The organism is Aeromonas sp. S5(2024) (assembly GCF_041403025.1).
Lineage (GTDB): Bacteria > Pseudomonadota > Gammaproteobacteria > Enterobacterales > Aeromonadaceae > Aeromonas > Aeromonas hydrophila.
The window spans coordinates 708,308-734,969 of record NZ_JBGLRI010000001.1 but is presented as its reverse complement, the minus strand read 5'-3'; the positions used below and the strand labels follow the sequence as shown (position 1 = coordinate 734,969).

At 60.3% G+C, this 26,662-nt stretch carries 20 protein-coding genes and 2 riboswitches; of the genes, 6 read left to right on the top strand and 14 right to left on the bottom strand.

The window, feature by feature from the left end; genetic code table 11:
- Positions 1–15: 15 nt before the first annotated feature.
- The 4 genes from napA to moaA all read right to left on the bottom strand — a co-directional run bounded on the left by napA (position 16) and on the right by moaA (position 4,685).
- Positions 16–2,505: a nitrate reductase catalytic subunit NapA gene (napA, locus tag ACB032_RS03320; protein WP_016350252.1), complete on the bottom strand. Its 2,490-nt coding sequence runs from the start codon at positions 2,503–2,505 to the stop codon at positions 16–18.
- Positions 2,506–2,653: 148 nt separating this feature from the next.
- Positions 2,654–2,917: a chaperone NapD gene (locus ACB032_RS03315; RefSeq protein ID WP_024943776.1), complete on the bottom strand. Its 264-nt coding sequence runs from the start codon at positions 2,915–2,917 to the stop codon at positions 2,654–2,656.
- A gap of 13 nt (positions 2,918–2,930) precedes the next feature.
- The gene (gene napF, locus ACB032_RS03310) at positions 2,931–3,440 is read right to left on the bottom strand and encodes a ferredoxin-type protein NapF (protein WP_371137337.1); all 510 of its coding nucleotides are present in this window, start codon (positions 3,438–3,440) and stop codon (positions 2,931–2,933) included.
- A 249-nt stretch (positions 3,441–3,689) separates the two neighbouring features.
- Positions 3,690–4,685, bottom strand: a complete 996-nt coding sequence (gene moaA / locus ACB032_RS03305; RefSeq protein ID WP_371137336.1) for a GTP 3',8-cyclase MoaA — start codon at positions 4,683–4,685, stop codon at positions 3,690–3,692.
- Positions 4,673–4,812, bottom strand: a riboswitch (molybdenum cofactor riboswitch). It overlaps the preceding gene by 13 nt.
- Before the next feature lie 79 nt (positions 4,813–4,891).
- On the opposite strand from moaA, the gene narQ reads away from it, so the two are divergent.
- From narQ to ACB032_RS03290, 3 genes are all read left to right on the top strand, one after another.
- Positions 4,892–6,604 (top strand): nitrate/nitrite two-component system sensor histidine kinase NarQ, encoded by a 1,713-nt coding sequence (gene narQ, locus ACB032_RS03300; protein ID WP_016350249.1) that lies wholly within the window; start codon positions 4,892–4,894, stop codon positions 6,602–6,604.
- The gene (gene narL, locus ACB032_RS03295; protein ID WP_011705476.1) at positions 6,604–7,242 is read left to right on the top strand and encodes a two-component system response regulator NarL; all 639 of its coding nucleotides are present in this window, start codon (positions 6,604–6,606) and stop codon (positions 7,240–7,242) included. The genes narQ and narL overlap by 1 nt, the downstream gene beginning before the upstream one ends.
- A 104-nt stretch (positions 7,243–7,346) precedes the next feature.
- Positions 7,347–7,922: an LON peptidase substrate-binding domain-containing protein gene (locus ACB032_RS03290; protein ID WP_011705475.1), complete on the top strand. Its 576-nt coding sequence runs from the start codon at positions 7,347–7,349 to the stop codon at positions 7,920–7,922.
- Between the two features lie 227 nt (positions 7,923–8,149).
- Here ACB032_RS03290 and ACB032_RS03285 read toward each other — a convergent pair whose 3' ends face one another.
- Positions 8,150–10,246, bottom strand: coding sequence for an ATP-binding protein (locus tag ACB032_RS03285; RefSeq protein ID WP_371137335.1), 2,097 nt, complete (start codon positions 10,244–10,246; stop codon positions 8,150–8,152).
- Between the two features lie 18 nt (positions 10,247–10,264).
- Complete coding sequence (locus tag ACB032_RS03280) at positions 10,265–11,449, bottom strand: FIST signal transduction protein (protein ID WP_017410428.1); 1,185 nt, start codon at positions 11,447–11,449, stop codon at positions 10,265–10,267.
- Between the two features lie 113 nt (positions 11,450–11,562).
- On the opposite strand from ACB032_RS03280, the gene yvcK reads away from it, so the two are divergent.
- Positions 11,563–12,474, top strand: coding sequence for a uridine diphosphate-N-acetylglucosamine-binding protein YvcK (gene yvcK / locus ACB032_RS03275; protein WP_039213739.1), 912 nt, complete (start codon positions 11,563–11,565; stop codon positions 12,472–12,474).
- A gap of 51 nt (positions 12,475–12,525) precedes the next feature.
- Here the strand turns inward: yvcK and ACB032_RS03270 are convergent, their stop codons facing one another.
- The 3 genes from ACB032_RS03270 to lpcA all read right to left on the bottom strand — a co-directional run bounded on the left by ACB032_RS03270 (position 12,526) and on the right by lpcA (position 14,680).
- The gene (locus ACB032_RS03270) at positions 12,526–12,861 is read right to left on the bottom strand and encodes an Hpt domain-containing protein (protein WP_017410426.1); all 336 of its coding nucleotides are present in this window, start codon (positions 12,859–12,861) and stop codon (positions 12,526–12,528) included.
- Positions 12,862–13,182: 321 nt separating this feature from the next.
- On the bottom strand, positions 13,183–13,962 hold the full coding sequence (locus ACB032_RS03265; RefSeq protein ID WP_371137334.1) for a class II glutamine amidotransferase: 780 nt from the start codon (positions 13,960–13,962) through the stop codon (positions 13,183–13,185).
- 139 nt (positions 13,963–14,101) lie between these two features.
- A complete protein-coding gene (gene lpcA, locus ACB032_RS03260) occupies positions 14,102–14,680 on the bottom strand; it encodes a D-sedoheptulose 7-phosphate isomerase (RefSeq protein WP_011705469.1) in 579 nt (192 codons plus the stop codon).
- Between the two features lie 244 nt (positions 14,681–14,924).
- Between lpcA and fadE the strand changes: the two genes are divergently transcribed.
- Positions 14,925–17,381: an acyl-CoA dehydrogenase FadE gene (fadE, locus tag ACB032_RS03255; protein ID WP_049048830.1), complete on the top strand. Its 2,457-nt coding sequence runs from the start codon at positions 14,925–14,927 to the stop codon at positions 17,379–17,381.
- 166 nt (positions 17,382–17,547) lie between these two features.
- Positions 17,548–19,065, top strand: a complete 1,518-nt coding sequence (locus ACB032_RS03250; protein ID WP_011705467.1) for an HD domain-containing phosphohydrolase — start codon at positions 17,548–17,550, stop codon at positions 19,063–19,065.
- A 297-nt stretch (positions 19,066–19,362) separates the two neighbouring features.
- Here the strand turns inward: ACB032_RS03250 and mgtE are convergent, their stop codons facing one another.
- The 5 genes from mgtE to ACB032_RS03225 all read right to left on the bottom strand — a co-directional run bounded on the left by mgtE (position 19,363) and on the right by ACB032_RS03225 (position 26,661).
- Entirely contained in the window at positions 19,363–20,706 is a 1,344-nt protein-coding gene (mgtE, locus tag ACB032_RS03245) for a magnesium transporter (protein ID WP_043167491.1), read from the bottom strand.
- 120 nt (positions 20,707–20,826) lie between these two features.
- Positions 20,827–20,996: riboswitch (M-box (ykoK) riboswitch) on the bottom strand.
- 214 nt (positions 20,997–21,210) lie between these two features.
- Entirely contained in the window at positions 21,211–22,419 is a 1,209-nt protein-coding gene (gene flgL, locus ACB032_RS03240; protein WP_323878435.1) for a flagellar hook-associated protein FlgL, read from the bottom strand.
- A 4-nt stretch (positions 22,420–22,423) separates the two neighbouring features.
- Positions 22,424–24,424 carry a flagellar basal body rod C-terminal domain-containing protein gene (locus ACB032_RS03235; protein ID WP_371137333.1) on the bottom strand — a complete coding sequence of 667 codons (2,001 nt, stop codon included), beginning with the start codon at positions 24,422–24,424 and terminating at the stop codon, positions 22,424–22,426.
- Between the two features lie 3 nt (positions 24,425–24,427).
- Positions 24,428–25,519, bottom strand: a complete 1,092-nt coding sequence (gene flgJ / locus ACB032_RS03230; RefSeq protein WP_371137332.1) for a flagellar assembly peptidoglycan hydrolase FlgJ — start codon at positions 25,517–25,519, stop codon at positions 24,428–24,430.
- Positions 25,520–25,563: 44 nt separating this feature from the next.
- Positions 25,564–26,661, bottom strand: a complete 1,098-nt coding sequence (locus tag ACB032_RS03225; protein WP_011706637.1) for a flagellar basal body P-ring protein FlgI — start codon at positions 26,659–26,661, stop codon at positions 25,564–25,566.
- Between the last annotated feature and the right edge of the window lies 1 nt (position 26,662).

Below are 26,662 nucleotides of genomic sequence, written 5' to 3'. Positions count from 1 at the left end.
TCGCGCTCCCCCGCCTTATGCCTTGACGACCTTGACGGCGCACTTCTTGTAATCCGTCTCTTTGGAGAGCGGATCGGTGGCGTCCAGGGTCAGCTTGTTGACCAGCTGGCTCGCGTCGAAGAAGGGCATGAACACCAGTCCCTTGGGCGGACGGTTGCGGCCGCGGGTCTCGACCCGGGTCTTCACCTCGCCCCGGCGGGAGGAGACGATCACCTCTTCACCACGGCGCACGCCACGGGCCTTGGCATCTTCCGGGTGCATGAACAGCACCGCATCCGGGAAGGCGCGATAGAGCTCGGGCACGCGACGGGTCATGGTGCCGGTGTGCCAGTGCTCCAGCACGCGACCGGTGGAGAGCCACATGTCGTACTCTTTGTCGGGAGCTTCGGCGGCCGGCTCATAGGGCAGCGCGAAGATGACCGCCTTGCCGTCGGGCTTGCCGTAGAAACGCACCCCTTCGCCCGCTTTCACATAAGGGTCGAACCCTTCGCGATAGCGCCACAGGGTCTCCTTGCCGTCCACCACCGGCCAGCGCAGGCCGCGGGCTTCGTGATACTGATCGAACGGTGCCAGATCGTGGCCATGGCCGCGACCGAAGGTGGCGTACTCTTCGAACAGCCCCTTCTGGACGTAGAAACCAAAGTGCTCGGCCTCGTCGTTCAGGGCCCCCTTGCTCTGCTCTTTCGGGAACTGGTTGACCTGGCCGTTGGCATAGAGCACGTCGAACAGGGTCTTGCCCTTCACTTCCGGCATCTTGGCGATGAGTTCCGCCGGCCATACCTCTTCCACCTTGAAGCGCTTGGAGAACTCCATCAGCTGCCACAGGTCGGACTTGGCCCCTTCCGGCGGTTTGACCTGCTGGTGCCAGAACTGGGTACGGCGCTCGGCGTTGCCGTAGGCGCCCTCTTTCTCCACCCACATGGCGGTGGGCAGGATGAGGTCGGCCGCCTGGGCGGTCACGGTCGGATAAGGGTCGGACACCACGATGAAGTTGGCCGGGTTGCGATAACCGGGCAGCCCCTCTTCGTTCATGTTCGGGCCGGCTTGCATGTTGTTGTTGCACATCACCCAGTAGGCGTTGAGCTTGCCGTCCTTGAGCATGCGGTTTTGCAGCACGGCGTGGTAGCCCACCTGCTCCGGGATGGTGCCTTCCGGCAGCTTCCAGATCTTCTCGGCGATGGCACGGTGCTTGGGTTCGGTCACTACCATGTCGGCCGGCAGACGGTGGGCGAAGGTACCCACTTCACGGGCAGTACCGCAGGCGGAGGGCTGACCGGTCAGGGAGAACGGACCCGAGCCCGGGGTGGAGATCTTGCCGGTCAGCAGGTGGATGTTGTAGCAGAGGTTGTTGGCCCAGACACCGCGGGTATGCTGGTTGAAACCCATGGTCCAGTAGGAGACCACCTTCTTGCTCGGATCGGCATAGAGCTGGGCCAGCTTCTCGAGCTTGTCCTTCGGCACGCCGGAGAGCTTGGAAACGGACTCCAGATCGTAATCCGCCACGAACTTGGCGAAGTCGTCGAAGCTCATCGGGGTGGAGTCGCCGCTGTCCGGGTTCTTGGCCTTCTGCTGCAGCGGGTTGGTGGGACGCAGGCCGTAGCCGATGTCGGTCACCCCTTTGCGGAACTGGGTGTGCTTGTTGACGAACTCCCAGTTCACCTTGTCGTTCTGGATGATGTAGTTGGCGATGTAGTTGAGGATCGCCAAGTCGGTCTGCGGGGTGAACACCATGCCGTTGTCCGCCAGCTCGAAGCTGCGGTGCTCGAAGGTGGAGAGCACGTGCACCTGCACATCCTGGTGGGACAGACGGCGATCGGAGATGCGCGACCAGAGAATGGGGTGCATCTCGGCCATGTTGGAGCCCCACAACACGAAGGCGTCGGCCTGCTCGATGTCGTCGTAGCAGCCCATGGGTTCATCCATGCCGAAGGTACGCATGAAGCCCACCACTGCGGAAGCCATGCAGTGACGGGCATTGGGGTCCAGGTTGTTGGTGCGCAGACCCGCCTTCATCAGCTTGGCGGCGGCATAGCCTTCCCATACGGTCCACTGGCCGGAGCCGAACATGCCGACCGCGGTCGGTCCCTTCTCTTTCAGGGTGGCCTTGAACTTCTCGGCCATGATGTCGAAGGCCTGATCCCAGCTGATGGGGGCGAAGTTGCCGTTCTTGTCGAACTTGCCGTCCGTCATGCGCAGCATGGGCTGGGTCAGCCTGTCCTGGCCATACATGATCTTGGACAGGAAGTACCCCTTGATGCAGTTAAGGCCGCGGTTGACCGGTGCATCGGGATCGCCCTGGGTCGCCACGACGCGCCCATCCTGGGAACCCACCAGCACGGAACAGCCGGTACCGCAGAAACGGCACGGTGCCTTGTCCCAGGTGATGGCGGTCTTGTCGGTACTGGTAATCAGATTGGCCGCCAGCGTGGGGGCACTGACACCAGCAACGGCAGCGGCTGCCGCCACCGCGTTGGCCTTCATAAAGTCGCGTCGACTCAGCTTCATGGCATATCCTCACATTGCTTATCGCGTAAGTTGTCGAGTGTATCGAACTGGTTTTGGCTCAGGGCGGCGAACTCGTACCCCGGCATCGCTTTATCTTTGCATCCATGGCGGCCATTACGATGAGTCACGCAGGCTCGGCCTCATGGCGCTACTCCTTGCACTGGGCCTCGAGCTCATCAAACTGGTGGTAAATCAGGGCGGCGGACAATACGCCCGGCATCGCATTGATGGCGTCGATGGCCGCCATGATGGGACGCTGGCTCGGACCTTCCAGGGTCACCACCAGCTTGCCCTCATCACTGACGGCATGGATCTCGGCTCCCTCGAGGGTCGCGATCTCGTCTGCGAGTTGGTGACGCAAGGAGGGCTGGGTCAGCACCACCAGGCTCGATACATGGAACTCTTGTTTCATTGTGACTCCTGCTTCATCTGGACTCCTCGCCAGCGGGGGCCCCCACCCGGATGCTGCCCACCGGACAATCCATCACGCAGGCACCGCAACCGGTGCAGGCTGCCGCCTCGATGCTGGGGGTCGGCACCCTGCCCAGCACGGGGGAGAAACGGATCGCCCTGGGTTCGCAGCTGTCCTGGCAGCGCTGGCAGAATACCTGGCCATGGGCCAGGCAGCTGGCTTCAATATGGGCGATGTATTGCCAGGGTGCCTCCGTGGTCGGGCGAAATATCGGCACTTTGCAAGCGGCGACACATTCCCCGCAAAAAGTGCACTCGCCGCGCAGAAAATCCACGCTTGGAAAACCACCATCGCCCTTGACCAGGATCTGCTCCGGGCAAGCCGTGAGGCAGTCACCGCAGCGGGTGCAGTCGGCGGCAAAATCGGACCAGGCGACGGACCAGGGCAGTTGCACCCGTGGCTCATTCGATGTCAGACGACCCCGAAACAGACTGCGACGCGACAGGTTGACCCCATCCGGCATAACGGCTCCTTGCTGCTGGTAATGGCGCACGAGTGAGTCCCATGACAGGTATTTTCAATACCTATTATAAGAGTGGGTGTATATTGCGGCCCTGACAAGTTCAGGGATATACCACCAGGGAGATAATCAGGGGGGATTCTTGCGCTGGATCAAACCCTTGGCGCAATAAAGAACAATGAGGGCAAGGCAAAATACCCCCATTTGAGGATTGCTTATTAATCGATGGCTATTTTTATCGGCTGCCGTGGATCAGCCGCCGATGGAGGCCAGATGCGGGGTCATGCCGGCATTGCCTTCGTGCAGTCGATGGGTCGCCGCCTTGCCGGCAAGGGCGCTGCGGATCCGCTGCTGCAATTCATCCTGCTGGCCGTCGGCCGTCAACAGATCCCGCAGCTCCACCCCGTGGTCGCCGAACAGACAAAGGTGCAGCTTGCCGAGGGAAGAGACCCGCAGCCGGTTGCAACCGGCACAGAAATCCTTGCTGTAGGGCATGATGAGCCCTACCCCGCCCATCGACTCCGGGTGCATGAACACCTGGGCGGGGCCATCGTCGACGCCACGCAGCTGTTGCAGCCAACCGGCATCCAGCAGACGCTGCTTGATGAGCGCCCCGCTGGCGTGATGATCGCGAAACAGGGTATCCATCTCGCCGGTCTGCATCAGCTCGATGAAACGCAGCTCGATGGGCTTGTGCCGGATCCAGGCCAGAAACGCACCCAGCTGATGATCGTTGAGTCCCTTGAGCAGCACGGCATTGATCTTGACCGACTTGAAGCCGGCGGCTAGCGCCGCTTCGATGCCATCCATCACCTCCACCAGCTTGTTCTCACCGGTGATCTGGTGAAACTGGCGCGGATCCAGGCTGTCGACACTGACGTTGAGGGCGGTCAGGCCCGCATCAAACCACTCCTGGGCCCGTTCTTTCAAACGATAACCATTGGTGGTCATGGCCACCTTCTCGATGCCGGGGGTATTGGCCACCGTCTCTATGATGGCGGTGAAGTCCCGGCGCAGGGAGGGCTCCCCGCCGGTCAGACGCACCTTGCGGGTGCCCATGGCGGCAAATCCAGACACGACACGGCGGATCTCTTCCAGAGAGAGAAAGGGCTGACGCCCCGCCTTGTCACCGGCCGGTGGACGGTAACCATCAGGCAGGCAGTAGGTACAGCGAAAATTGCACACGTCGGTGATCGACAGGCGCAAATAGTAGAAACGACGGAAAAAACCATCTTGCAGTGGCGACATAAACACCTTTCCAAATACGGGAGGCCAGGGCATTTCTTTCCTGACCCTTACAGCTCGAACATCGGCTGACGGCGGTTTCCCCCTATCATGAGGACTTAGGCAAAACCGCTCGGAGTTCATCTAGTTTTTCGATGCTAGCACAAGTTGGAGTACACTCCCATGCTACTTTGTGGGGTTATTGTCTGAAGTGAAGGAAGAGAGCCGGCATGGGAAAGTGGTTCAAGGTACATTCGGTCAGCAGCGCCATCGGGCGCTCCATGGTGCTCATCCTGTTCATGGCAAGCCTGATCGCCGTGGTGGCCATGGTGACCCTGTTCTATTCGGTGCCTGACGCCAAGGCGATCAACCTCTCCGGCTCCCTGCGGATGCAGGCCTACCGGATGGCCTACGAGATTGAACAGGGCCAGCAGGTGCTGAGCCGGCTCGATCAGTTCGAGCAGACCCTGCACGCCGCCGAGCTGCAGGAGACCCAGCGCTGGATCACCCCCGCCTCCCTGCGCCGCACCTATGGCGAGGTGCTGCAGCAGTGGCAGGTGATGCGCGAGCACATCGAGAACGCCACCCCGCGGCGCTACACCGACAACACCGAGCAGTTCGTCGCGGCCATCGACGACTTCGTCAACCAGATGCAGTACCACGTGGAGTTCAAGGTGCGCATGCTGGCGTTGGCCGAAGGGCTGGGGCTACTCTCCATCATCACCATCGCCTGGTTCACGGTGCGCTTTACCCGCCAGCAGGTGGTGGCTCCGCTCAACCAGCTGGTCTATTGCGCCCGCCAGATCCAGCGCCAGGAGTTCGACCTGACCCTGCCCCCCCACTGTGAAAACGAGCTGGGGGAGCTGTCGGGGGCTTTCGTCACCATGGCCGACGAACTCGGCAAGCTCTACCGGGAGCTGGAGAGCAAGGTCGAAGAGAAGACCGCCAAGCTGCAGCAGGCCAACGACACCCTCTCCTTCCTCTACAGTACCGCCCAGAAGCTGCACGCGGCACCGCTGAGCCGGCGCACCCTGCTCAAGCTGCTGGAGCGGGCGGCGGCCCACCAGCACATCGACTATATCCGGCTGACCCGCTTCGAGCACAATGCCATGCCGGACTACATCACCGGCCGCAAGGGCTGGCCCGGCGATCTGGATGCCGTGGTCAGCTTCTATCTGCAGATGGACGAGCAGGAGTATGGCCGGCTCGACGTCATCAGCAGCCACCCCATCGACGAGCGGCTGATGAAAAACTTCTCCATGCTGCTGGCCCAGGTGCTGCACAAGGATCAGACCCTGCTGCAACACCAGCGTCTGCTGCTGATGGAAGAGCGGGCCGTCATCGCCCGCGAGCTGCACGACTCGCTGGCCCAGGCCCTCTCCTATCTCAAAATCCAGTCCACCCTGCTCAAGCGCTCCTTCGCCAAGGGGGATACGGTCAAAGCCGAAGCCGCCATGCAGCAGATCGACGAGGGGCTTGGCAGCGCCTATACCCAGTTGCGCGAGCTGCTCGGCACCTTCCGTCTCAGCATTGGCGACGCCAATCTCGGTGAAGCCATCAAGGTGATGCTGGAGCAGCTCAAGCCGCAGACCCAGGCCGACATCAGGCTCCATTACGGTCTGGCCGATACCGATCTCGAAGCCGGTCAGCACATCCACATCTTGCAGCTGATCCGTGAGGCAGTGCTCAATGCCATCAAACATGCCAGTGCGCAAGTGATTGATGTTAGCTGTGAGACCCTCGCCGATGGTAACATCCAGGTTCAGATTTCAGATGATGGTGTCGGAATAGGGATCGCAAGCTCGGCGGTCAACCACTATGGCCTGAGCATCATGAACGAGCGTGCCAGCAAGCTGCATGGTCTGCTGACCATCAGCGAAAGGCCGCCCAGAGGCACCTGCGTACATCTGACCTTTCCCACCAGCCTAACAAGAGATGCCTGATGGACGAGATGAAATATAGTGTTCTGGTCGTGGATGACCATCCCCTCATGCGCAAAGGGATTGTGCAGCTGCTGGCCCTGGAGGAGAACATCGAAGTCGTCGGTGAAGCTTCCAACGGTACCGATGCCGTCGCCATGGCCAAGGAGTCCGAACCGGATCTGATCCTGCTCGACCTCAACATGAAAGGCCTCTCCGGTCTGGACACCCTCAAGGCGCTGCGCACCGAGGAAGTGACCTCCCGGGTGGTGATCCTGACCGTGTCCGACGCCCGTCAGGACGTGGTGGCGCTGCTCAAGGCCGGCGCCGATGGCTACCTGCTCAAGGATACCGAGCCAGAGATGCTGCTAGCCCAGCTGGCGGACGTGATGACCGGTAAACAGATCCTGAGCGAGCCGCTGCGTCCCTACCTCGAGAACATTTACGAGCTGGATCACCTGCAGCAGAAGCTGGAGAGCTTAACGCGTCGCGAAATGCAAATCCTGCGCGAAATTGCAAAGGGCCTCTCCAACAAACAGGTCGCCTCCGTACTCCATATTTCCGAAGGCACGGTCAAGGTACACGTCAAGAGCCTGCTCAAGAAGCTCGAGGCGCAAAGCCGCGTGGAAGCTGCTGTCATGTACCTGGAGCAGCGCAACTAAACGCCCTCCCATCCAGCAAAAAGCCACCTTCCGGTGGCTTTTTTCATTCTCTGGCACAGTCGCTGCATTGTCCTATTCAGCAACTACTCAATGGAGGATGGAACATGAAACTTCAACCCTTGGCACTGTTCCCCTTGCCTTCCCACATACTGCCTGGTGGCAAGCTTCCTCTGCGTTTGTTTGAACCGCGCCACCTGCAGATGCTCAAAGAGTCATTCATCGATGACCAGGGCTTCGGCATCGTGATGGAAGAGGCGACGACCACTGGCAAGTCCGGGCGGATCCTGCCGGTCGGCACCCGGGTCAAAGTCACCGACTTTTACACCCTGAATGATGGCCTGCTCGGCGTCACCGTACTCGGCATGGAACGTTTCTGCATCCACGAGATGGAAACGGACGAGCTGGGTCTGCGCCGGGCCAGAGTCGAAGCCCTGCCCAACTGGCCGAGCACCCATTCAGACTTCAGCGACAAGCCGCTGGTGACCCGGCTACGGGAAGTGTTTGAACAGTATCCGGAACTGGATGAACTTTACCCGGACAAGCAGTTTGACGATGCGGCCTGGCTCTGCCAACGCTGGCTCGAAATTCTGCCGATGCCGATCTATGAAAAGCAGATGTTGATTGCCAAACAAAATAGCGAAGCGGCCCGTCAATTCTTGCGCCGACTGATCGCACAGTGAGTCAGAAGCGTATTGCAAAATGCGAATATTCCGATAATGAAAACAAGGTTTTCGCATTTTGCAAATAAAGCGCCCAATAGAAATCAATAGCCGCGCTGCAAGCCGCATAAACTGGTTCTGAAAAGTTGGCACGACTTTTTCATATAGAATCGTACAACCCGATTTATCCCGTGCTCTCTTCAGTATTTGCTGAAGAATTGGTCAACCACCCAGGTTGACCATTTTTTTTAGCTGCGATCCGGCGCTGCGGGTTCAAAATGGCGTTGCAGACACTCTCGCAGCCGCATCAGACTTATCGGTTTGGCCAGAAAGTCATCCATCCCCTGGGCCAGGCAACGAGCCCTGTCTTCCGCCATGGCGTTGGCCGTCAGCGCCACGATGGGCACGCTACAACCCAGTTCTCGCAGACGCCGGGTCGCCTCCAGTCCATCCATCTGCGGCATCCGCATGTCCATCAGGATGAGATCAGGCCGTTGCTCCGCCACCTGGGCCAGCGCCTCCAGCCCGTTGGCCGCGACTCTGACCCGGCTCACCAGCTTTTGCAGCATGAGCGATACCACCAGCTGATTGACCGGACTGTCTTCCACCACCAGCACATCCAGATCCTGAATGGGCTGCTGATCCGGCTCGGGCCGGCTGCTGCATTCACATGGCAGCGCCATGCCCGGCAAATCGAACCAGAAGCAGCTTCCCTCACCGGGGGCACTGCGCAGCTGAATGCTACCGCCCATCAACTCCACCAACCGCTTGCTGATGGCCAGCCCCAGCCCGGTGCCCGAGAAACGGCGGGTGGCCGAACTGTCGACCTGAGAGAAGGGTTCGAACAGCAGCGCCTGATCCTCGGCCGAGATACCGATCCCGCTGTCGGTCACCGAGACCCTCAATTGCTGTTCATGCCAGCTCAGTTGCAGCAATACGCTGCCCTGACTGGTGAATTTCACCGCGTTGCCGAGCAGGTTGCTGATCACCTGGGAGAGGCGCACCGGATCCCCCTGCAGCTGGGCTGGTACGGCGTCGTCCACCCGCCAGTCAAGGTTGATGCCCTTGCTGCCCGCCTGCGCCAACAGCGGCTCGATGAGGGACTGGCAGAGCTGGGCCGGTTGCAACGTCTCGCAGTGAAACTCCAGGGTATGGGATTCAATCTTCGAGAAATCGAGTACGTCGTCGATGATGGTCTGCAACAGGCGCGCGGCATGGGTGGCGTGGCCCAGCAGCGTCTGTTGCTGGGGTTCAAGCTGGGCGTGTTGCAGCAGATCCAGCATGCCCAACACCGCGTTCATGGGAGAGCGGATCTCGTGGGTCATCATGGCCAGAAACTGCGACTTGGCGCGGTTGGCCGCTTCCGCTTCGTCCCGCGCCCTGGCCAGTTCCTGCTCACGGCGGATCTGGTTGCCCACGTCCCGTGCCGTACCGCGGTAACCGATGAAGATGCCGGCGGCATCGAAACAGGGTTCGGCGTTGATCTCCATCCAGCGCGGCCCCTTGGCCAGGCTGACCTGGGCCCGCACCGCCCGTACCGGCAGGTGCAGACCGATGAGCCGGCGATACTTGCCCCATTCGGGGTCGCGCCTATCATAGGCGTAATCGTAGAGGCTCTGGCCGGGTTGATGCATCAGCATGTCCCCCTGCTGGCCGGGGGCGGATACATAGCTCAGCCGGTGCTCGGTATCCGTCTCCCAGAACCAGTCGGACGCCATGCCGGCAAAGCTGCGAAAACGCTGTTCACCCGCTTGCAGGGCCAGTGTTTTCAGCTCGACCTGTTCCTGCAGGCGGGCTCGATAGGCGATGTTGACCAGCGCCTGGGAGATGAGCGGACGGCAGCGCTGCATGGCCGCCTTGCTCTTGAGATCGAAGGTCCCCATCACGGCGTGACGGCAGATGAGCACACCGGAAAAACCGGGGGCTCGCAAGCCCGTCATCATCACGCTGGCCCAGCCCTCCACATCGGCCAGCGGCGCCAGTTCCGGCAACTGGGTCGGATCATAGATAACCAGGGTCTCTCCCTCGATGGCGCGAGAGAAGAGCGGGGTCAGCTGCCAGCTGCGCCCCACTTCGCCATCCTGGGTGCTGAGGTGGGTGATGCCGCCCTCTCCCTCCCAGGCCACCACATCCGCATGTTCGAAGCCGATGAAGGGCTTAAGCACCTGAATGAGGCTGTCCAGCACCTGTTCCAGCGTCTGGGCATCGGCCAGCGTCGCCACCCCGCACAACAGGGTTTGCGACTCTTGGCGGTATTTGGCCTCGCGTTCCCGGCAACGCACCAGCTCCACCAAGGTGGTCTGCAGCTTGTCACCGAGGGCTTCCAGTTCCGTGTTACCTATCATCTTGTTTCCAGCGCAATGTCAGCTGTCGAGGAAGATCACGCTCGAGACCATCAGGTTGCCGTGCGCCAGCTCACCATGGGGCAGGCGGCCCTGCTCGCCGAAGGTGAACGGGGTGATGAAGGGGATGTCCCCCAGCCGGGTATGAAATTGATCGACAAATTGGCATAAGCTATCACCAAGAGCCAAGCGACAACCAGCACAAAAAATCACAAGGGCGCCAAACGGCTGCATCTCGGTGGCCATACCGTACTCGGGTTCGATGCGGGTTGCATTCAGACTACGCTGCAGCAAGCCCTCCTGGCTGCTGTACATCAGCAGCAACCGCTCCCCGACCTGAGTATCGGTAAAGAGGCGTAATCCGCCACCTTCTGTCACGGCTTCCGGGTGGGAGAGCTTGTAATAGGGCATGTCATCCAGGGTGCCCACCTGTCTCGCCAGCGGCGACAGGGTGGTCTCCCGCAGGATGGGGCCCACCGGCCAGGGGGTTGTCCGTCCGCTCCAGCGAGCATAGACCTCGGCTGCGGGCTCATGATCGATGGTGAGGATCTCCCGTCCCGACAGGGCCGTGATGGTGCCGCGATATTCGGTGGGGACATAGCCGGAGTGAAACTGGAACGCCAGCTGGCAGTCGGGATAGAGCACGGCCAGCGCAACGCCCTCGCGGGTACTGCCCTCATCCCAGCACAGCTGCCAATCACCGTTGACGCTGTTATCGGCGGCGGAGCCCCCGACGACCGGGACCGTCGTACCTAGCTCGGCTTCGATGCTCTCCAGCATCGCCTCCTCCTGGCCCGGGCTTGCATGCAGCAAGATGAGTTGTGGCAGTTCGCCGGGGCGCCCCCCATCGGCGATGGCACTGCGCAGCAGCTGGCGCACATCCACTGCATCCCCCGCCTGGCCCGCCACGCCGTAGGCTCCCTTCTCATCGTAGATAGCCGCCACTGCCAGACCGATCCCCTGGCGGGCATGATGGCCGGTCTGGGTCATGACCCCACCACAGGAGCTGCAACCTATCATCCGAGACGACGGGAACTGCTGTTTGAAGTGATGGCGCAGTTCCTCGGCATCGTGAGCCTGAGTAAAATAGACCAGTAACAGCGAAGGGGAATGAGGTGATTGAGCGAGCAGCCGCTCACTGACCTGCCGGGCAGCCAGCAGGGAGGTCTCTTCAAGAGAGTGAGCCGTCAGGAAGTTCAACACCATCTCCTAGTTGTTCATGATGCTGGGGGTAAGCAAAAATCATACCTTAATCAAACAATTATCCCGTCTTATCGATTAGAATCACATTCAATTGAGCCCAACCACAGGAAAACGGCATGTGGCAGAAGAACATCAATGATTTTGACCGGGTCGTCGCCATCGGTGGCGGCCACGGCATGGGCCGCGTGCTCTCTTCACTCTCGTTTCTGGGATCGCGCCTGACCGGCATCGTCACCACCACCGATGATGGCGGCTCTACCGGACGACTGCGCAAGAGCCAGGAGTGTATCGCCTGGGGGGATCTGCGCAACTGCCTTAATCAACTGGTGACTGATCCCAGTATCGGCAGCCTGCTGTTCGAATATCGGTTCGCCGGTCGCGGCGAACTGGCAGGCCACAACCTCGGCAATCTGATGCTGCTGGCGCTCGACAACCTCTGCGTGCGCCCTCTTGATGCTATCAAGCTCATCAGCGACATGCTGAAAATAGAGTCACAATTGTTACCCATGTCTGAATTTCCCACCGACCTGTGCGCCCACACGGCCTGTGGCAATCAGATCCTGGGAGAAGTCTCCATCGATCAGCTCGACACCCCGCCGCTCTCCCTCAGCCTGAGCCCGGAGGTACCGGCCACCCGCGAGGCGGTGCAGGCATTGGCACAGGCCGACATGATCATCCTCGGCCCCGGCAGCTTTCTTACCTCCATCATGCCCCCCCTGCTGCTGGCTGAGGTGGCCCAGGCCATCAACGAGAGCGATGCCATGCTGGTGTTCATCTGCAATCTGGTCGCCGAAAACGGCCCTGCCAGCCAGCTCAGCCTGCACAATCAGTGGCGCTGGCTGGAATCACGGGTCGGAGCGGGTCGGGTCGATGCCATTCTGGCCCCCGCGGGGGAATACCCGGCAGAGCTGGCTGGCCGATTGATCCTGGCCGAGCTGGGTGAGGCCGCCCTCCCCCATCGGCACGATCGCCTGAAATTGAAGCTGGCACTGGACAGGGTTATCCAGCAACTGGTCAATCAACGCTAGCGGACGGGTAGAGGATGGCAAGTCCGGCGCTTATGCGCCGGCTGCAGGGGCTCAGTGATAGTTGGCGAGGTGGGAGAGCACCTGGGGCAGGGATTGCTCCAGCTCGGCCAGCAAACGGGCGACTTGCTCGCCGTCTTCATGTTTGCAGGCTTGTTCCAGCGCCACCACCTGCTGGTAACTGAGCTGGGCGCCATAGCTGCCGCAGGAGGACTTCATGCTGTGGGCAAGCCGGGCCAGTGCGGGCCAGTCCTGCTGTTCATAGAGCGGGCGCAGCTGGGCAAGCTGTTCCCCCACCTCTTCGATGAAGACCGAGATCACCACCGGCATCATCTCCTGGCCGATGTCTTCCGCCAGCTGTCGCAACACCTTCTGATCCAGCCACTCCATTCCGTCATCCTCCTGATGGTATTCAAACAGACCATACTATAGATGCCCGACACGACTCAGTCACGTCTCATCGCCGTCAGAAAATCGAACTCAAACGGGACGCGAATCAGAAAAGCGTGATCAGGATCGCCTAACCAGACAATAGATGGCCGAGTTGCAACATAAATGTTGCCATGAAATTAACAATTAAATAACAATGGCGGCCGTGAGAATGATGCGACTCAGCAACACCTCTCTCATCCCTTTTGCCTGTATGGCTGCTGCGAAGAACCAGGGTAGGATTCTACCCTGGTATTTTTTTATCTCTGGATCAGCTGATTATCACTGCTGACTGGCACCCACCCGCTCACCCAGTCGAAACAGACTGAACTCGCCCGGCGCCATTTTTACCCAGTCTTCATTACCGGTCAGCGGCCGGGTCGCAATCAGGGTCACCACATCGTCCGGAGTCGTCTCGCTCTGAAAGTCGATAGCGACATCTTCATCCAGCAGACGGGCCTCCCCGAACGGAGCTCGCCGGGTCAGCCAGTAGAGGTTGTTGCTGCAGTAGGTCATCACGAACTCCCCATCCGACAGCAACATATTGAATACCCCCAGGCTGCGCAGCTCGTCGCACAGGCTCGCCAGGTAGCGAAACATGGCGGGAAAGTTGGCAGGGCGTCGGGGATATTTCTGTTCCAGCCGATCGAGCAGCCAGCAGAAGGCGTGCTCGCTGTCGGTGTCGCCCACCGGTCGATGGCGGCCGGTGGCCAACCCTTTGTAACCCGTCAACTGGCCATTGTGGGCAAAGGTCCAGTAACGACCCCACAGCTCGCGGGTAAAGGGGTGGGTATTCTCCAGCGAGACGCAGCCGCGGTTGGCCTGCCGAATATGGCTGACCACGGCGCGGCTCTTGATGGGCAGCGCCTGCACCAGCCTGGCAATCGGCGACTGGGCGCTGGGCTCGGGATCCTTGAAGGTACGAAAGCCTTTCCCTTCGTAAAAAGTGATGCCCCAGCCATCCTTGTGAGGCCCTGTCTTGCCGCCGCGCAACATCAGGCCGGTGAAGCTGAAGCAGATATCGGTCGGCACATTGGCACTCATGCCGAGCAGTTCGCACATAGGCTGCGGGCTCCTTGCTTACTTGACCATCTCATTGCCAATCGGCCGGCTCAGCCTGCGCTGACACCGGCCGCGTGCGCAAGATCCCGCCGGGACACGGCCAGACAAGGCACGACTATCCCGGCTCGAGACCCCTGCCTTACTTGGCCATCTCTTTTTCGACCAGCTGGATCAGGATGTGGATCACCTTGATGTGCACTTCCTGAATGCGGTCGGCGTAACCAAAGTGCGGCACCCGGATCTCGACATCGGCCAGACCGGCCATCTTGCCGCCGTCCTTGCCGGTCAGCGCAATCACCTTCATGCCTTTGGCATGGGCAGCTTCAATGGCTTTCAGGATATTGCCGGAGTTGCCGCTGGTGGAGATGCCGAGCAGCACGTCACCGCGACGGCCGACTGCCTCTACGTAGCGAGAGAAGACGTAGTCATAGCCAAAGTCGTTGGACACACAGGAGAGGTGGCTGGGATCGGAGATGGCGATACCGGCATAACCGGGGCGGTTCTCGCGATAACGGCCGGTCAGCTCTTCGGCAAAGTGCATGGCGTCGCAGTGGGAGCCACCATTGCCACAGGAGAGTACCTTGCCTTCCTGCTTGAAGGAGTCAGCGAGCAGCTTGGCGGCCGCTTCGATGTCCTTGAGATTTTGCTCATCTGCCAGGAACGCCTGGAGCACGCTGGCAGCTTCGGTCAATTCATTGCGGATCAGTTCTTGGTACATGATGTCTCTTCCAAAATATGGGCCACGCCATTGTCGCACAAGCCAATCCCGGAGTCGCCCCCTGCCCGTCACACGCCCCTCTGCAGGACGTTATGCCGATCACAGAGCCAAGGTAACAAGCTTGTAAACAGCTTGATAAGTTTGTGCGTATGAATTACAACAGGGACCATATCCAACAGGTCAGACCTCTGGATCAGTTCAACCATATTCACCCAACTTCGGCAACTCATGCAAGGAGCGAAAAATGACGACGACCCTCACTCTGCTCGGAGTGATCCTGGTGATCGGCGCCATGGCTTATCGCCGGGCGTCTCTGTTCACCTCCACGCTTGCCACCGCGGCAGCCCTGATTGTCGGCACCCTCTATGGCCACGTTCCCCTGCTGGTCTGGGCGCTGTTTGCCGTGATCGCCATCCCCCTCAACCTGGTGGATTTTCGTCGCAACCAGCTGACCAAGCCGCTGTTCAAACTCTACAAATCCATCATGCCGGAGATGTCCCGCACCGAAAAAGAGGCCATTGAAGCCGGCACCACTTGGTGGGAAGCAGACCTGTTTGCCGGCAACCCGAACTGGAAGAAGCTGCACGCCATTCCGGTCAGCACGCTGTCTGCCGAAGAGCAGGCGTTTATGGACGGTCCGGTTGAAGAAGTGTGCCGCATGGTCAACGACTGGGAAGTGACCCACGAGCGGGCCGACCTCTCTCCCGAAGTGTGGCAATACCTGAAGGACCACAAGTTCTTCGCCATGATCATCAAGAAGAAATATGGCGGGCTGGAATTCTCTGCCTATGCCCAATCCTGCGTGCTGCAAAAGCTGTGCGGCGCCAGCGCCGTGCTCGCCTCCACCGTCGGCGTGCCCAACTCGCTGGGCCCGGGCGAGCTGCTGCAACACTATGGCACCGACGAGCAGAAGGATTACTACCTGCCCCGTCTGGCGGTCGGCAAGGAGATCCCCTGCTTCGCCCTGACCAGTCCGGAAGCGGGTTCCGACGCCGGCTCCATCCCCGACTTCGGCATCATCGCCAAGGGTGAGTGGGAAGGAGAAGAGGTGCTCGGCATGCGCCTTACCTGGAACAAGCGCTACATCACCCTCGCCCCCATCGCGACCGTACTGGGTCTGGCCTTCAAACTGCGCGACCCGGATCACCTGCTGGGTGACGAAGAAGAGCTCGGCATCACCTGCGCCCTCATTCCGACCCACATCAAGGGAGTCGAAATCGGCCGCCGCCATTTCCCGCTCAACGTACCGTTCCAGAACGGCCCGACCCGCGGCAAGGACGTGTTCGTCCCGCTCGACTTCATCATCGGCGGCCCGGCCATGGCCGGTCAGGGCTGGCGTATGCTGGTGGAGTGTCTGTCAGTCGGGCGCGGCATCACCCTGCCCTCCAACAGCACCGGCGGCGTCAAGATGCTCGCCCTGGCGACCGGCGCCTACAGCCGTATCCGTCGCCAGTTCAAACTGCCCATCGGCAAAATGGAAGGGATTGAAGAGCCGCTGGCCCGTCTCGGTGGCAACGCCTACATCATGGGAGCCGCCGCCAACCTGACCGTGACCGGCATCGACCTGGGCGAGAAACCCTCGGTCATCTCCGCCATCGTCAAATATCACCTCACCGACCGCGCCCAGAAGTGCATCATCGATGCCATGGACATCCACGGCGGCAAGGCCATCTGCATGGGCCCCAACAACTATCTGGCCCGCGGCTATCAGGGTGCTCCCATCGCCGTCACGGTCGAAGGGGCCAACATCCTGACCCGCAGCATGATTATCTACGGTCAGGGCGCCATCCGCTGCCACCCGTACGTGCTGCCGGAGATGCTGGCCGCCAGCCACCCGGATCAGGAGCAGGCGCTGAAGGATTTCGACAAGGCGATGTTCAGCCACGTCGGCTTTGCCATCAGCAATCTGGTGCGCAGCTTCTGGTTAGGGTTAACCGGAGCCCGCTTCGCCGCCGCGCCGTTCAAGGATCAGACCAAGGGCTACTACCAGCAGCTCTCCCGCCTCTCTGCCAACCTGGCGTTTCTGTCAGACATGGCGATGGGCACCCTGGGTGGCGAGCTCAAGCGCAAGGAGCGGGTCTCCGCCCGTCTTGGCGACGTACTGAGCCAGCTCTATCTGGCCTCCAGCGCCCTCAAACGCTATCAGGATGAGGGTCGTCAGCACGCCGACCTGCCGCTGCTGCACTGGGCGCTGCAAGACGCCCTGTTCAAGGCCCAGGAAGCCATCGACGAGTTGCTGCGCAACTTCCCGAATCGCTGGATTGGTCTTGCCCTGCGCGTCATCGTGCTGCCGCTGGGTCGCGACCTGAAACGCCCGAGCGACAAGCTGGACAGCCAGGTTGCCCGCCTGTTGCAGACCCCGAGCGAAACCCGCAGCCGTCTGGCCCAGGGGCAGTATCTCACCCGCGAAGAGGGCAACCCCTTCGGCCTGCTGGAGCAGGCACTGGACGACGTGCTCTCTGCCGAGCCGCTGTTTGAGAAAGTATGCAAGGCTGACGGTATCAAGCGTCCGTTTATGCAACTGGACAAGGTGGCAGAGATCGGCCTGGCGCAGGGAGTACTCAACCAGACCGAAGCGGACCTGCTGCGCCGCGCCGAAGAGAGCCGCCTGCGCACCATCAACGTCGATGATTTTGATCCCATCGACCTGGTGGCCAACAAGGCGCTGTTCGAGCCATCGGCCTATCACAGAGCAGCCTGACAGACACATTGATAGTCAAACGCCTCCCAAGTGGAGGCGTTTTTTTATGGGGCTGCAACAGGATGACGACAAAGAGATTTCACAGATCAAATTTTATTTCTCAATAAGTTTCCTATCCTTAGTGAAGCAGTTAATGTAAGCACAGGATCCCAAACAGGATTGCATGATGGATGACCAAATCCTGATTATTGACGATGACGATCTGCCCCTTCTCGATGACCAGCAGGCTGGATGGAAGGTGATGATTGTGGACGATGAACCCGAGGTTCATCGCATCACCAAGATCACCCTGAGCAAGTTTGAATTCGATAATAGACCCATTGAATTTTTGCATGCTTATTCAGCCGCCCAGGCCAGGGAGCTGCTCGCCAAGACCCCGGACGTAGCACTGTTGCTGCTGGACGTGGTCATGGAGGTCGATCACGCCGGCCTCGATGTGGTCAAATTCGTGCGCGAGGATCTGCAAAACAAGATGGTGCGCATCGTGCTGCGCACCGGCCAACCCGGTCAGGCCCCGGAAGATGACGTGGTCACCAACTACGACATCAACGACTACAAGGACAAGACCGAGCTCACCTCCCAGAAGCTGCGCACCCTGCTGCGGGCCAGCCTGCGTTCATACCGCGACATCCGCACGCTGGAGAGCAATCGCCAGGGGCTGGAAAAAGTCATCGAGGCCTCCAAGGGGATCTTCGAGAAACGGGCCCTGCGCCAGTTTGTCGAAGGGGCTCAGGAACAGCTCGGGGCCCTGCTCAGTCTGGAAGAGTCGCAAATCTACGACGTGAAGCAGTTCGCCTACGAAGTGCGGGATCAAATTCTGGAGCCCCTGCTGCCGGGCCACCCGTCACTGCGACTGGCGGATGCTCCCTCCATCCTGCGCCAGGCCATGGCCAATCGTGCCAACGTCTATGATGGCAACCAGATGGTGCTCTACTGCCAGAACCCCCGTCATCACCTGCTGTTTCATATCGAGACCACTCGCCAGCTCAGCCAGATGGACATGGGGCTGCTCAGCCTGTTTACCGAAAACATCATAGTGGCACTGGAGAACATCCGGCTCAACGAGGTCATCGCTGACAACCAGCGCGAGATCATCTATCGGATCGGCGAACTGGTGGAGACCCGCTCCAAGGAGTCCGGGCTGCACGTGAAACGGGTCGCCCTCTACACCGAACTGTTCTGCCAGCTGCTCGGCATGAGCGAGGAGCAGAGCGAGCTCATCAAGCGCGCTTCCCCACTGCACGACATCGGCAAGGTGGGCATCCCGGATGCCATCCTTCACAAACCGGGCAAGTTGACCCCCGAAGAGTGGGAAATAATGAAGACCCACGCCCAGCTGGGGCAGGACATGCTCTCCGGCAGCGATCTGGCGCTGTTCCAGATTGGCGCCACCATCGCCGGCAACCACCATGAAAAGTGGAATGGCAGCGGCTATCCCCGTGGCCTCAAGGGTGATGCCATTCCGCTGGAAGGACGGGTGGTGGCGCTGGCTGACGTGTTTGATGCGCTCGGCTCGGATCGCTGCTACAAGAAGGCCTGGCCGCTGGACAAGGTACTGGCGCTGATCCAGGAGGAGAAAGGTCAGCACTTCGATCCCCAGTTGGTAGAACTGATGCTGGCCAACCTCGACAAGTTCCTCGAGATCCGCGATCAACACAAGGACATCTACGTCGGGGAACATTGATGTTGAAGATTAATACTCACTACCAAGTCCTAAAATAGGGGGCACATTCTCGGATAACCTCTAGTGGCTCAGCGCCTCCGATGCACTGCATCGGAGGCGCTGTATTGCAGTGCCTTATGCGAGCGAACCCAGTTATAAATATCCCCTATCTCATGCGCCAGACCCTACTAGCCCTACATCAGAAACTTACCTTTCAATGTACCACTCACTCATTCCACCAACACATTTTCAAAACTGGATAAACCAATACAAAAAAGGCAGCCCATGGGCTGCCTTTTACATTTTCGGGATGGCGACTTACTGCAGCTCGGGCAGCAGCAACTTGGCGATTTCGAAGTAGATGATAAGACCGGTACCATCCACCAGGGTGGCGATGAAGGGGGCGGATACCACGGCCGGGTCGATGCGGAAGCGACGCAACACCATGGGGATCACAGAAGCAACGGTGGCGCTCCACAGCACGATGGCGATGATGGTCAGGGTAACGACCATGCCGATCTGGGGACCAACCCCCAGGCTCCAGGCCCGTACCCAGGCGGCCAGCGCGATGGCGGCCGAGATGAGCAGACCGGTGGAGATCTCCTTTTTCAGCACGGTGCCGAGGTTGCGCAGACTCACCTCCCCGACCGCCATGGCTCGCACTATGGTGGTAGTGATCTGGGTACCACTGTTGCCGCCAGTGCCGATCAGGAGCGGAATGAAGAAGGCCAGCGCGATGGCCGCTTCCAGCTGCTCTTCAAACGCCCGCAACACGGTACCGGTATAGGCTTCGGCCACGAACAGGATCAGCAGCCAGCCCACCCGCTTGCGCCACAGTTGCCAGGGGGTCGCCTGCAGATAGGGAGTGTCGAGCGGCGAGGAACCACCCTGCATCTCCGCATCCTCGGTCGATTCGAGCTCCAGGATGTCGGCGGCATCGTCCACGTGGAAGATACCCACCAGCTTGCCCTGATCCTCGACCGGCAGGGTCGAGATATCGCGGTCGATCAGCAGGCGGGCGGCCAGTTCCTGATCCGCTCGGGCGTTGATGCGCACCGTCTCCCGGTCCATCAACTCGCTCACCGGCAGTTGCGGGTCGGCAATCAGCAGGGATTTGAGCGAGATGCTGCCAAGCAGGCGGTGGTCGTTGTTGACCACATAGAGGTTCTGGAACAGCTGGGCGTTGTCCCAGGCATCGTGGATCAGCTGCTTGGCACTGCCCACCGTCTCCTGATCGCCGATGGCCAGGAATTCGTGGCGCATGTTGGCGCCCACCGATTCGGTCGGCCAGTCGAGCAGGGAGTAGAAGGTGGACTGTACCTGCTCCGGGAAGCGGGCAAGCAGCATGGTGCGATCACTGCTGCCCAGCCGGCGCAGAATGGCCAGCATGTCGCGACGGGGCATGGCCCCCTGCAACACGCTGACGATGCTGGCATGCAGCCGCATCAGCAGGCGCCCGGCACAGTCTGCCGACAGCGAACTGAGCAGCGCCGCACCCTCGGCAGTAGGCAGTGTATCGAAGATGCAGTTGAGCTCTTCCGGACGCAGGGTCAGCAGCTGATCGGCACGCTGAACCGGATCCAGGTTGTGCTCCAGCCAGCCCTGCAGGGCAGCCAGATCGAGCAGTTGATGACGATTGAGTAGAGTCTGTGTTTTCTTCATCACAAATGACCTCATGTGATTTCAGGCAAGCCTGAGCGCGAACGGTGATCCGTCGCCGTCTGAAAGAAAACAGCAATTTGATTGACGAGTAATAGGCAGGAAATGACGCCGTCCGGCGTGTCATCATCCCCACGTACCAGCTTTAGCACTGCATAACGTATCCGGCATGCCGGAAGCCACTTGGGTTTACACCTTAATCCGATGAAAACTGTCCTGATCTTGGGCGTCTCTGGACGTCGTGAGATCAGTGGCCTGTGTTTATACAGGAGCCTCGCCTAACGAGATGCTGCAAATATGCGCACAACCCTCTGTTGTGCGGGCTGCATGATTATCGAATGCTCAATAGGAGTCAACCCGTCACAATGCGCTAAATAGCCTGTGGCAACAGCTTGTTACAATTGGCCGGCATGGGGAGTTGAATGAGGATAAACGAGCGGGAAAAACAGGGGCCAAGCGGGTAACCATCGCTCGCAGCCATCAGGGCCGCGAGCGATGGGTGACCGGTCAACGAATGTAGTCGAACAGGGTCAGCTTGCTGATCTTGCTGAAGGAGAGCTGGGTGGCGCTCAGTGCCGCATCCTCTTTTGACAGGGTGGCAATCACCTCATAGAGATCCGCTTCGGAGACCTTGGCCCTCGCCTGCTGATTCAAGGTGCTCAGCCCTTCGTTCGAGCCCATCACCTGCTCCAGCCCGTTCATTCTGCCGCCAATCTCCCCCAGCCCCTGATCCACGTTCAGCCGGGCATTTTTCATATGGGAAGTGGCATCCGCCACCTTCAGCTGGAAGGTATCCGGCGTGATGTTGGGATCCCGCAGCGCCGTGATGAAATCGGACATGCCATCGAGGATGTTGTTGTTTTGGGGCGGATCCAGCACGAAGTTTTGCGCCGCTCCCCCCGCCGGCAACGACAAGGTCAGCTCCAGCCCGTTGAAGGGGATCTTGTTGCCCGCCACATAGTCGCCGCTTTGCAGCAAGGCACCGCCGCCATCCCTGATCTCATAGGTATCCGGCGTGCCGGCAATGGTGTTCACCGTATACTGGTTGCTGGCGAGCGAAGGGTCGTAGTTGTTGCGGTAGAAGCTGTCGAAGTGGCCCTGATCGGCCACCCCGACCTGAATATTGGCACTCCCCGCGCTGCTGGTCCTGCGGGTCGGCACTATCTCGAACAGGTTGAAGCCGGAATCATTGGCAGGGATCTGCACCGTCGGCGACACCTGAATGTTGCGCTGGCCGGTATCCCCCTGAAAGACATAATTGCCGCTGGCATCCTGAATGAAGGGCTGGGTCTTGCTCTGGTTGCCGCCGAAGATATATTCGCCCTGGGAGTTCTTGCTGTTCATCAGGTCGAACATCTGCTTTTGCAGCCCTTCCAGCTCGCTGGCAATGGCTTGGCGATCCTCGTAGCCCACCGCCGAGTCGTTCGCCTTCTGGATCAGGGTCTGGGCACTGGTCATGGCGGTGTTGAGGGCGGTCAGCACCGTCTCCTCGTGGCCCAGGCTGTTTTCCAGCAGGCTGCCGTTGACTCCGTACTGCTTGAACAGGTCGATCTCCTTGGTCAGCGCCAGCTTCTGGCTCATGCCGGAAGGATCTTCCCCCGCCGTCTTGAACTTGTTGCCGGTCATCAGCTGCTCATAAGCCGTGCTCAGCCGTTCGTTGGCGCCGTTCAGCGAGGAGATATTGCGGTCATAGACCATGTTGGTGGTGATACGCATCTGCTTACCTCACTGATGACAACAGGGTATCGAAAATGGTCTTGGCGGTGCTGACGATCTGGGCGGAGGCGGCATAGGACTGCTGATAACGGATCAAGTTGGCCGCTTCCTCTTCCAGGCTGACGCCGGAGACACTCTCGAAAATCCCCCTGCTCTGGGTCAATTTCGTTTCGTCTGCCTTGAGCTGGCTCTTGGCCTGGCTGGCGGTGTTGCCCACCCCGGTCACCAGGCTGGAGTAAGCCTCGTTGAAGGTCATCTTGTCGTTGCTGGTGCCGGCGTTGCTGCTCTTGCGCACCAGATCCTTGTTCTGCAGCTCGGCCAGTGCCAGCCCGTTGGCGTTGTCGGCAAAGCCGTCGGTGTTGTAGCTGAGGGTAAAGCTGTCCTTGGCCTCCACCTTGCCGGTGATGCTGAACTCGTAACCCGGAGTCTGGGCCGGGGTGGCGTAGACCTTGGGCCCACCCAGCGGACTCTCGAGGGCGGCCATCAGGTTCTGCCCCTTGCTGGAAGCGGGGGCTACCCCAATCAACGTGGTACCGTCCGCCGCATAGACCTGGTAGTTGCCGCTGCCGTCTATCTTCACCACCTGGGGTGAGGCCGGATTCAGACTGTTGGTACCAAAGCCGGAGCCAGCACCGGTATTGGTGATGCCGTTGAGCTTGATCTCGCCCGCACCGAAGTTGTTCTTGCCTTTGTCAGCCTTGAGCGGCGATGCCAGCGCCAGATCTTCGGCCCGGGTTGCCAGCTGGCCCAGGCCGGCTGCCGCCCGCTTGGTCGGTTGCAGCAGGATCTTATCCCCCGCCGCCGGGGTGCCGGAGAGATCGATCTGGATACCGTGACCCGCTACCTGCACAGTGGCGGGCGGCGTGGTACCGGTGGTCAGCGAGGTGCGGTTGCCATCCTTGTCCACCGAGAACACCTCGTAACCGGTGGCGCTGCTGAACTGCACTTCGTAATCAAAGGTGGTCACTTCCGTGCCCTTGCCGGGCACGAAGCTCACCTTGGCAGCGCCGCTGCCGGTGTTCTGACTGTAGGCCAGGCCATCGCTCGAGCCGAGGGAGAAGAGATCCCCCCCCAGTTCGTTGTCCAGATCCATCCCCAACCGGTTCTGCTGGTTCATGGCATCGGCCATGGCGGAGGCCAATTGGCCCAGCTCGCGCTTGGACGGCTCCAGATCGTTGCGGGCGGAGAAGAGACCGCCGAGACCGCCACCAATGTCCTTGTTGTTCAGGGTGATCTTGTTGGGGTCCATGTTCAGCTGCAACTCGGGCTCACGGGCATCGGGGTTGCCCGGCACCACGCTGAGCTGGGCAACGCTGCCATTGAGCACCAGGGAGTGGCCGGTGCTCATGTTGACCAGCATGCTGCCGTTGTCCTGCGGTACGGTGCGGATCTCCATCTTCTCGGAGAGCTGACGGATGGCCTCGTCGCGCTGGTCGAACAGCATCAGGTTCTCTTCCGGTGTGCCCTGGGTGCGAATGATGGCCTGATTCAGATCGTTGATGCTGTTGATCAGGCTGTTCACCCGCTTGGCCTCATCGCCGATGGTGGTGTTGATGGTGTCGGTCTGCTTGTCCAGCTGGGCCGACAGGGTGTGAAAGCGGTTTACCATGCCACTGAGCTGGCTCAGGGTGGTCTTGCGGCCGGATATATCGGCGGGGGCTTCGTTGGCGGTATGGAAGCCCTCGAAATAGGAGCTGATGGCGGCGCCGACGCTGTTGCTGGTGTCACCCAGCAGGCTGTCGGTGTTGGCGAGCTGCTGATAACGAGTGGAGGAGGCATAGAAGGCGGACGTGTCGCGCCTGACCTCTCCCTGGGCATAGGCGTTGATGACCCGCTCGGTCAGCATGTCGCCGGTACCGAGTCCGTTGGCATTGGTATAGATCAGGGTCCGTTCACGCACATAGCCTTGGCTATTGACGTTGACGATGTTGTTACTGGTGGTCTGCAGCAGTCGCTGCTGGGCCATCACACCCGAGGTACCAATTCCAAGCAGATCGCTTGCCATGACTTACAGCTCCATTTCTGTATTGTTGGTCGCGGAGTAGCCGGCAATGGCATCACTGCGCAATACCTGTTTCAGTTTCCTGGCGTAGTGCGGGTCGGTGGCGTATCCAGCCTGTTGCAAGGCTTCGAAATAACGGTCCGGACTGTCCACCTTGGCCAGGGCTCCCTTGTAGCGGGAACCCGAGGTCAGGAAATCCACATAGTCGTTGAAGCTCTCCTCGAACGACTCGTAGGAGCGAAACGCCGCCTTCTGGCGCGATGCCACTCCTTTCTCGTATTCCAGGGTGCTGACCACCGCCTTGGGCCCTTCCCAGCGCGGATCGGCCTTGATACCGAACAGGTTGTGGGTCACCTGCCCCTCCCCGTTCTTGATCACTCGCTTGCCCCAGCCGCTTTCCAGCGCCGCCTGGGCTACCAGCACTGCCGGGCTCAATCCCAGCTTGTCGGCCGCCTTCTTGGCCAGCGGCATCAGCCGGTTGACAAACTCTTCAGGGGTGTCAAACACCTGTGTCGTTTCATCGAGCGCCTTGGCGCCGCGAATGCCGTGTCCCACTTGCGCAGGCCCCATCGGCGGTATGGTGCGGCGACTGCGGTGAGCCGTTGCCAAAGGCTGTACATCGCCACTCATCTCCTTGTCAGCAAAATCTTTGCCAACTTTTGAGGCTGAGATGAGATCGTTGGCGGCCGAGGTGGGCGGTTGATAGGGTTTATAGACCCGCTCCGTACGCTGCGGCATCTTGAGCACCCGCCCATCGTGGTGGGTAAAGGTCTCTGGCGAGAGCTGCTTGGCCACCATGGCAGCCAGCCCGATGCCCCCCTTGCTCGACATGTCGGCGACCCGCTGTTCGTCCAGCATCCCCTCGTAGAACTGGGTGTAGCTGCTGTTGAAGGGGCTATCCTGGGTCAATACCTGGTTGGCCTGGCGCATGCTTTGAAACAGGGTCTGGGTAAAAATGGACTCAAACTGGCGAGACGCCGCCATGAGCGCATCCGCCTTGCCCTCCTTGCTCTGGCTCAGCTGGCGCAGGCGATCCAGGTTCTGGATATCCTGCACCATGCCCAGATTCACGCCGCTGTTGGTATCTAACTCTGCCATTTTACTTACCTCATTGCCGCCCGTGGCAACCCCTTGCCGCTTTATTACAGTATGACCAGCTGGCCTTCGATGGCGCCGGCCTGTTGCAGCGCCTCCAGGATCGCCATCAGATCGCCAGGGGCCACCCCGACCTGATTCACTGCCCGCACCAGATCATCCAGAGTGGCCCCGGTATCCAGCTTGAACATGCGTCCCTGCTCCTGCTGCACGTTGATGGTGGAGTTATTGGTGACCGCCGTCTGCCCGCCGGAGAGCGGATTGGGCTGGGACACCTGCTGATTTTCCGCGATGGTGACCGTCAAGCCGCCGTGACTGATGGCCGCCGGCTTGAGCCGCACCTGGCTGCCGATGACGATGGTGCCAGTCCGGGAGTTGACGATGATCTTGGCCGCCTCGCTGGCCGGATCCACCTCCAGATTCTCGATGGTGGCGAGGTAGGAGACCCGCTGGCCTGGGTCCCGCGGTGCGTAGACCTTGACCGAGGTGGCATCGAGCGCCTGCGCCGTATTGGGGCCGACCAGATCGTTGACCACGTCCGCCAACCGGCGCGCCGTGGTGAAGTCGGGGCGGTTCAGGTTGAAGGTGATGGTATCCCCCTGGCTGAAGGAGTTCGGGACTTCCCGCTCCACGGTCGCCCCGTTGGCGATACGACCCACGGTCGGGGTATTGATCACCACCTTGGAGCCGTCGGCCCCCTCGGCCCCCAGCCCGCCAACCACCAGACTGCCCTGCGCCACCGCATAGACCCGGCCATCCAGCCCCTTGAGGAAGCTTTGCAGCAGGGTGCCGCCGCGCAGGCTCTTGGCCTCGCCGATGGCCGACACCGTCACGTCTATGGTCTGGCCCGGCTTGGCAAACGGCGGCAGATCCGCATGAATGGCCACCGGCGCCACGTCCTTGATCTTGGGCTTGATGTTGTCCGGCACCTTGATGCCGAAATTGTTCAGCATGGTGCGAAAGGTCTGCTCGGTGAAGGCGTTGCTCTTCTCACCCGTGCCCGGCAGACCGACCACCAGACCGTAGCCGATCAGCTGGTTGCTACGAACCCCTTCCACCGAGCTGATGTCCTTGATCCGGGAGGCATGGGCCATCCCCAGGGGCAACAGGCAGCAGAACAGGGCAACAAGACGGAGCGACTTCATA

Bases quoted from the DNA above. Each gene is read 5' to 3' on its own strand.
- napA (WP_016350252.1), bottom strand. From the start codon at position 2,505: ATGAAGCTGAGTCGACGCGACTTTATGAAGGCCAACGCGGTGGCGGCA.
- ACB032_RS03315 (WP_024943776.1), bottom strand. From the start codon at position 2,917: ATGAAACAAGAGTTCCATGTATCGAGCCTGGTGGTGCTGACCCAGCCC.
- napF (WP_371137337.1), bottom strand. From the start codon at position 3,440: ATGCCGGATGGGGTCAACCTGTCGCGTCGCAGTCTGTTTCGGGGTCGT.
- moaA (WP_371137336.1), bottom strand. From the start codon at position 4,685: ATGTCGCCACTGCAAGATGGTTTTTTCCGTCGTTTCTACTATTTGCGC.
- narQ (WP_016350249.1), top strand. From the start codon at position 4,892: ATGGGAAAGTGGTTCAAGGTACATTCGGTCAGCAGCGCCATCGGGCGC.
- narL (WP_011705476.1), top strand. From the start codon at position 6,604: ATGGACGAGATGAAATATAGTGTTCTGGTCGTGGATGACCATCCCCTC.
- ACB032_RS03290 (WP_011705475.1), top strand. From the start codon at position 7,347: ATGAAACTTCAACCCTTGGCACTGTTCCCCTTGCCTTCCCACATACTG.
- ACB032_RS03285 (WP_371137335.1), bottom strand. From the start codon at position 10,246: ATGATAGGTAACACGGAACTGGAAGCCCTCGGTGACAAGCTGCAGACC.
- ACB032_RS03280 (WP_017410428.1), bottom strand. From the start codon at position 11,449: ATGGTGTTGAACTTCCTGACGGCTCACTCTCTTGAAGAGACCTCCCTG.
- yvcK (WP_039213739.1), top strand. From the start codon at position 11,563: ATGTGGCAGAAGAACATCAATGATTTTGACCGGGTCGTCGCCATCGGT.
- ACB032_RS03270 (WP_017410426.1), bottom strand. From the start codon at position 12,861: ATGGAGTGGCTGGATCAGAAGGTGTTGCGACAGCTGGCGGAAGACATC.
- ACB032_RS03265 (WP_371137334.1), bottom strand. From the start codon at position 13,962: ATGTGCGAACTGCTCGGCATGAGTGCCAATGTGCCGACCGATATCTGC.
- lpcA (WP_011705469.1), bottom strand. From the start codon at position 14,680: ATGTACCAAGAACTGATCCGCAATGAATTGACCGAAGCTGCCAGCGTG.
- fadE (WP_049048830.1), top strand. From the start codon at position 14,925: ATGACGACGACCCTCACTCTGCTCGGAGTGATCCTGGTGATCGGCGCC.
- ACB032_RS03250 (WP_011705467.1), top strand. From the start codon at position 17,548: ATGGATGACCAAATCCTGATTATTGACGATGACGATCTGCCCCTTCTC.
- mgtE (WP_043167491.1), bottom strand. From the start codon at position 20,706: ATGAAGAAAACACAGACTCTACTCAATCGTCATCAACTGCTCGATCTG.
- flgL (WP_323878435.1), bottom strand. From the start codon at position 22,419: ATGCGTATCACCACCAACATGGTCTATGACCGCAATATCTCCTCGCTG.
- ACB032_RS03235 (WP_371137333.1), bottom strand. From the start codon at position 24,424: ATGGCAAGCGATCTGCTTGGAATTGGTACCTCGGGTGTGATGGCCCAG.
- flgJ (WP_371137332.1), bottom strand. From the start codon at position 25,519: ATGGCAGAGTTAGATACCAACAGCGGCGTGAATCTGGGCATGGTGCAG.
- ACB032_RS03225 (WP_011706637.1), bottom strand. From the start codon at position 26,661: ATGAAGTCGCTCCGTCTTGTTGCCCTGTTCTGCTGCCTGTTGCCCCTG.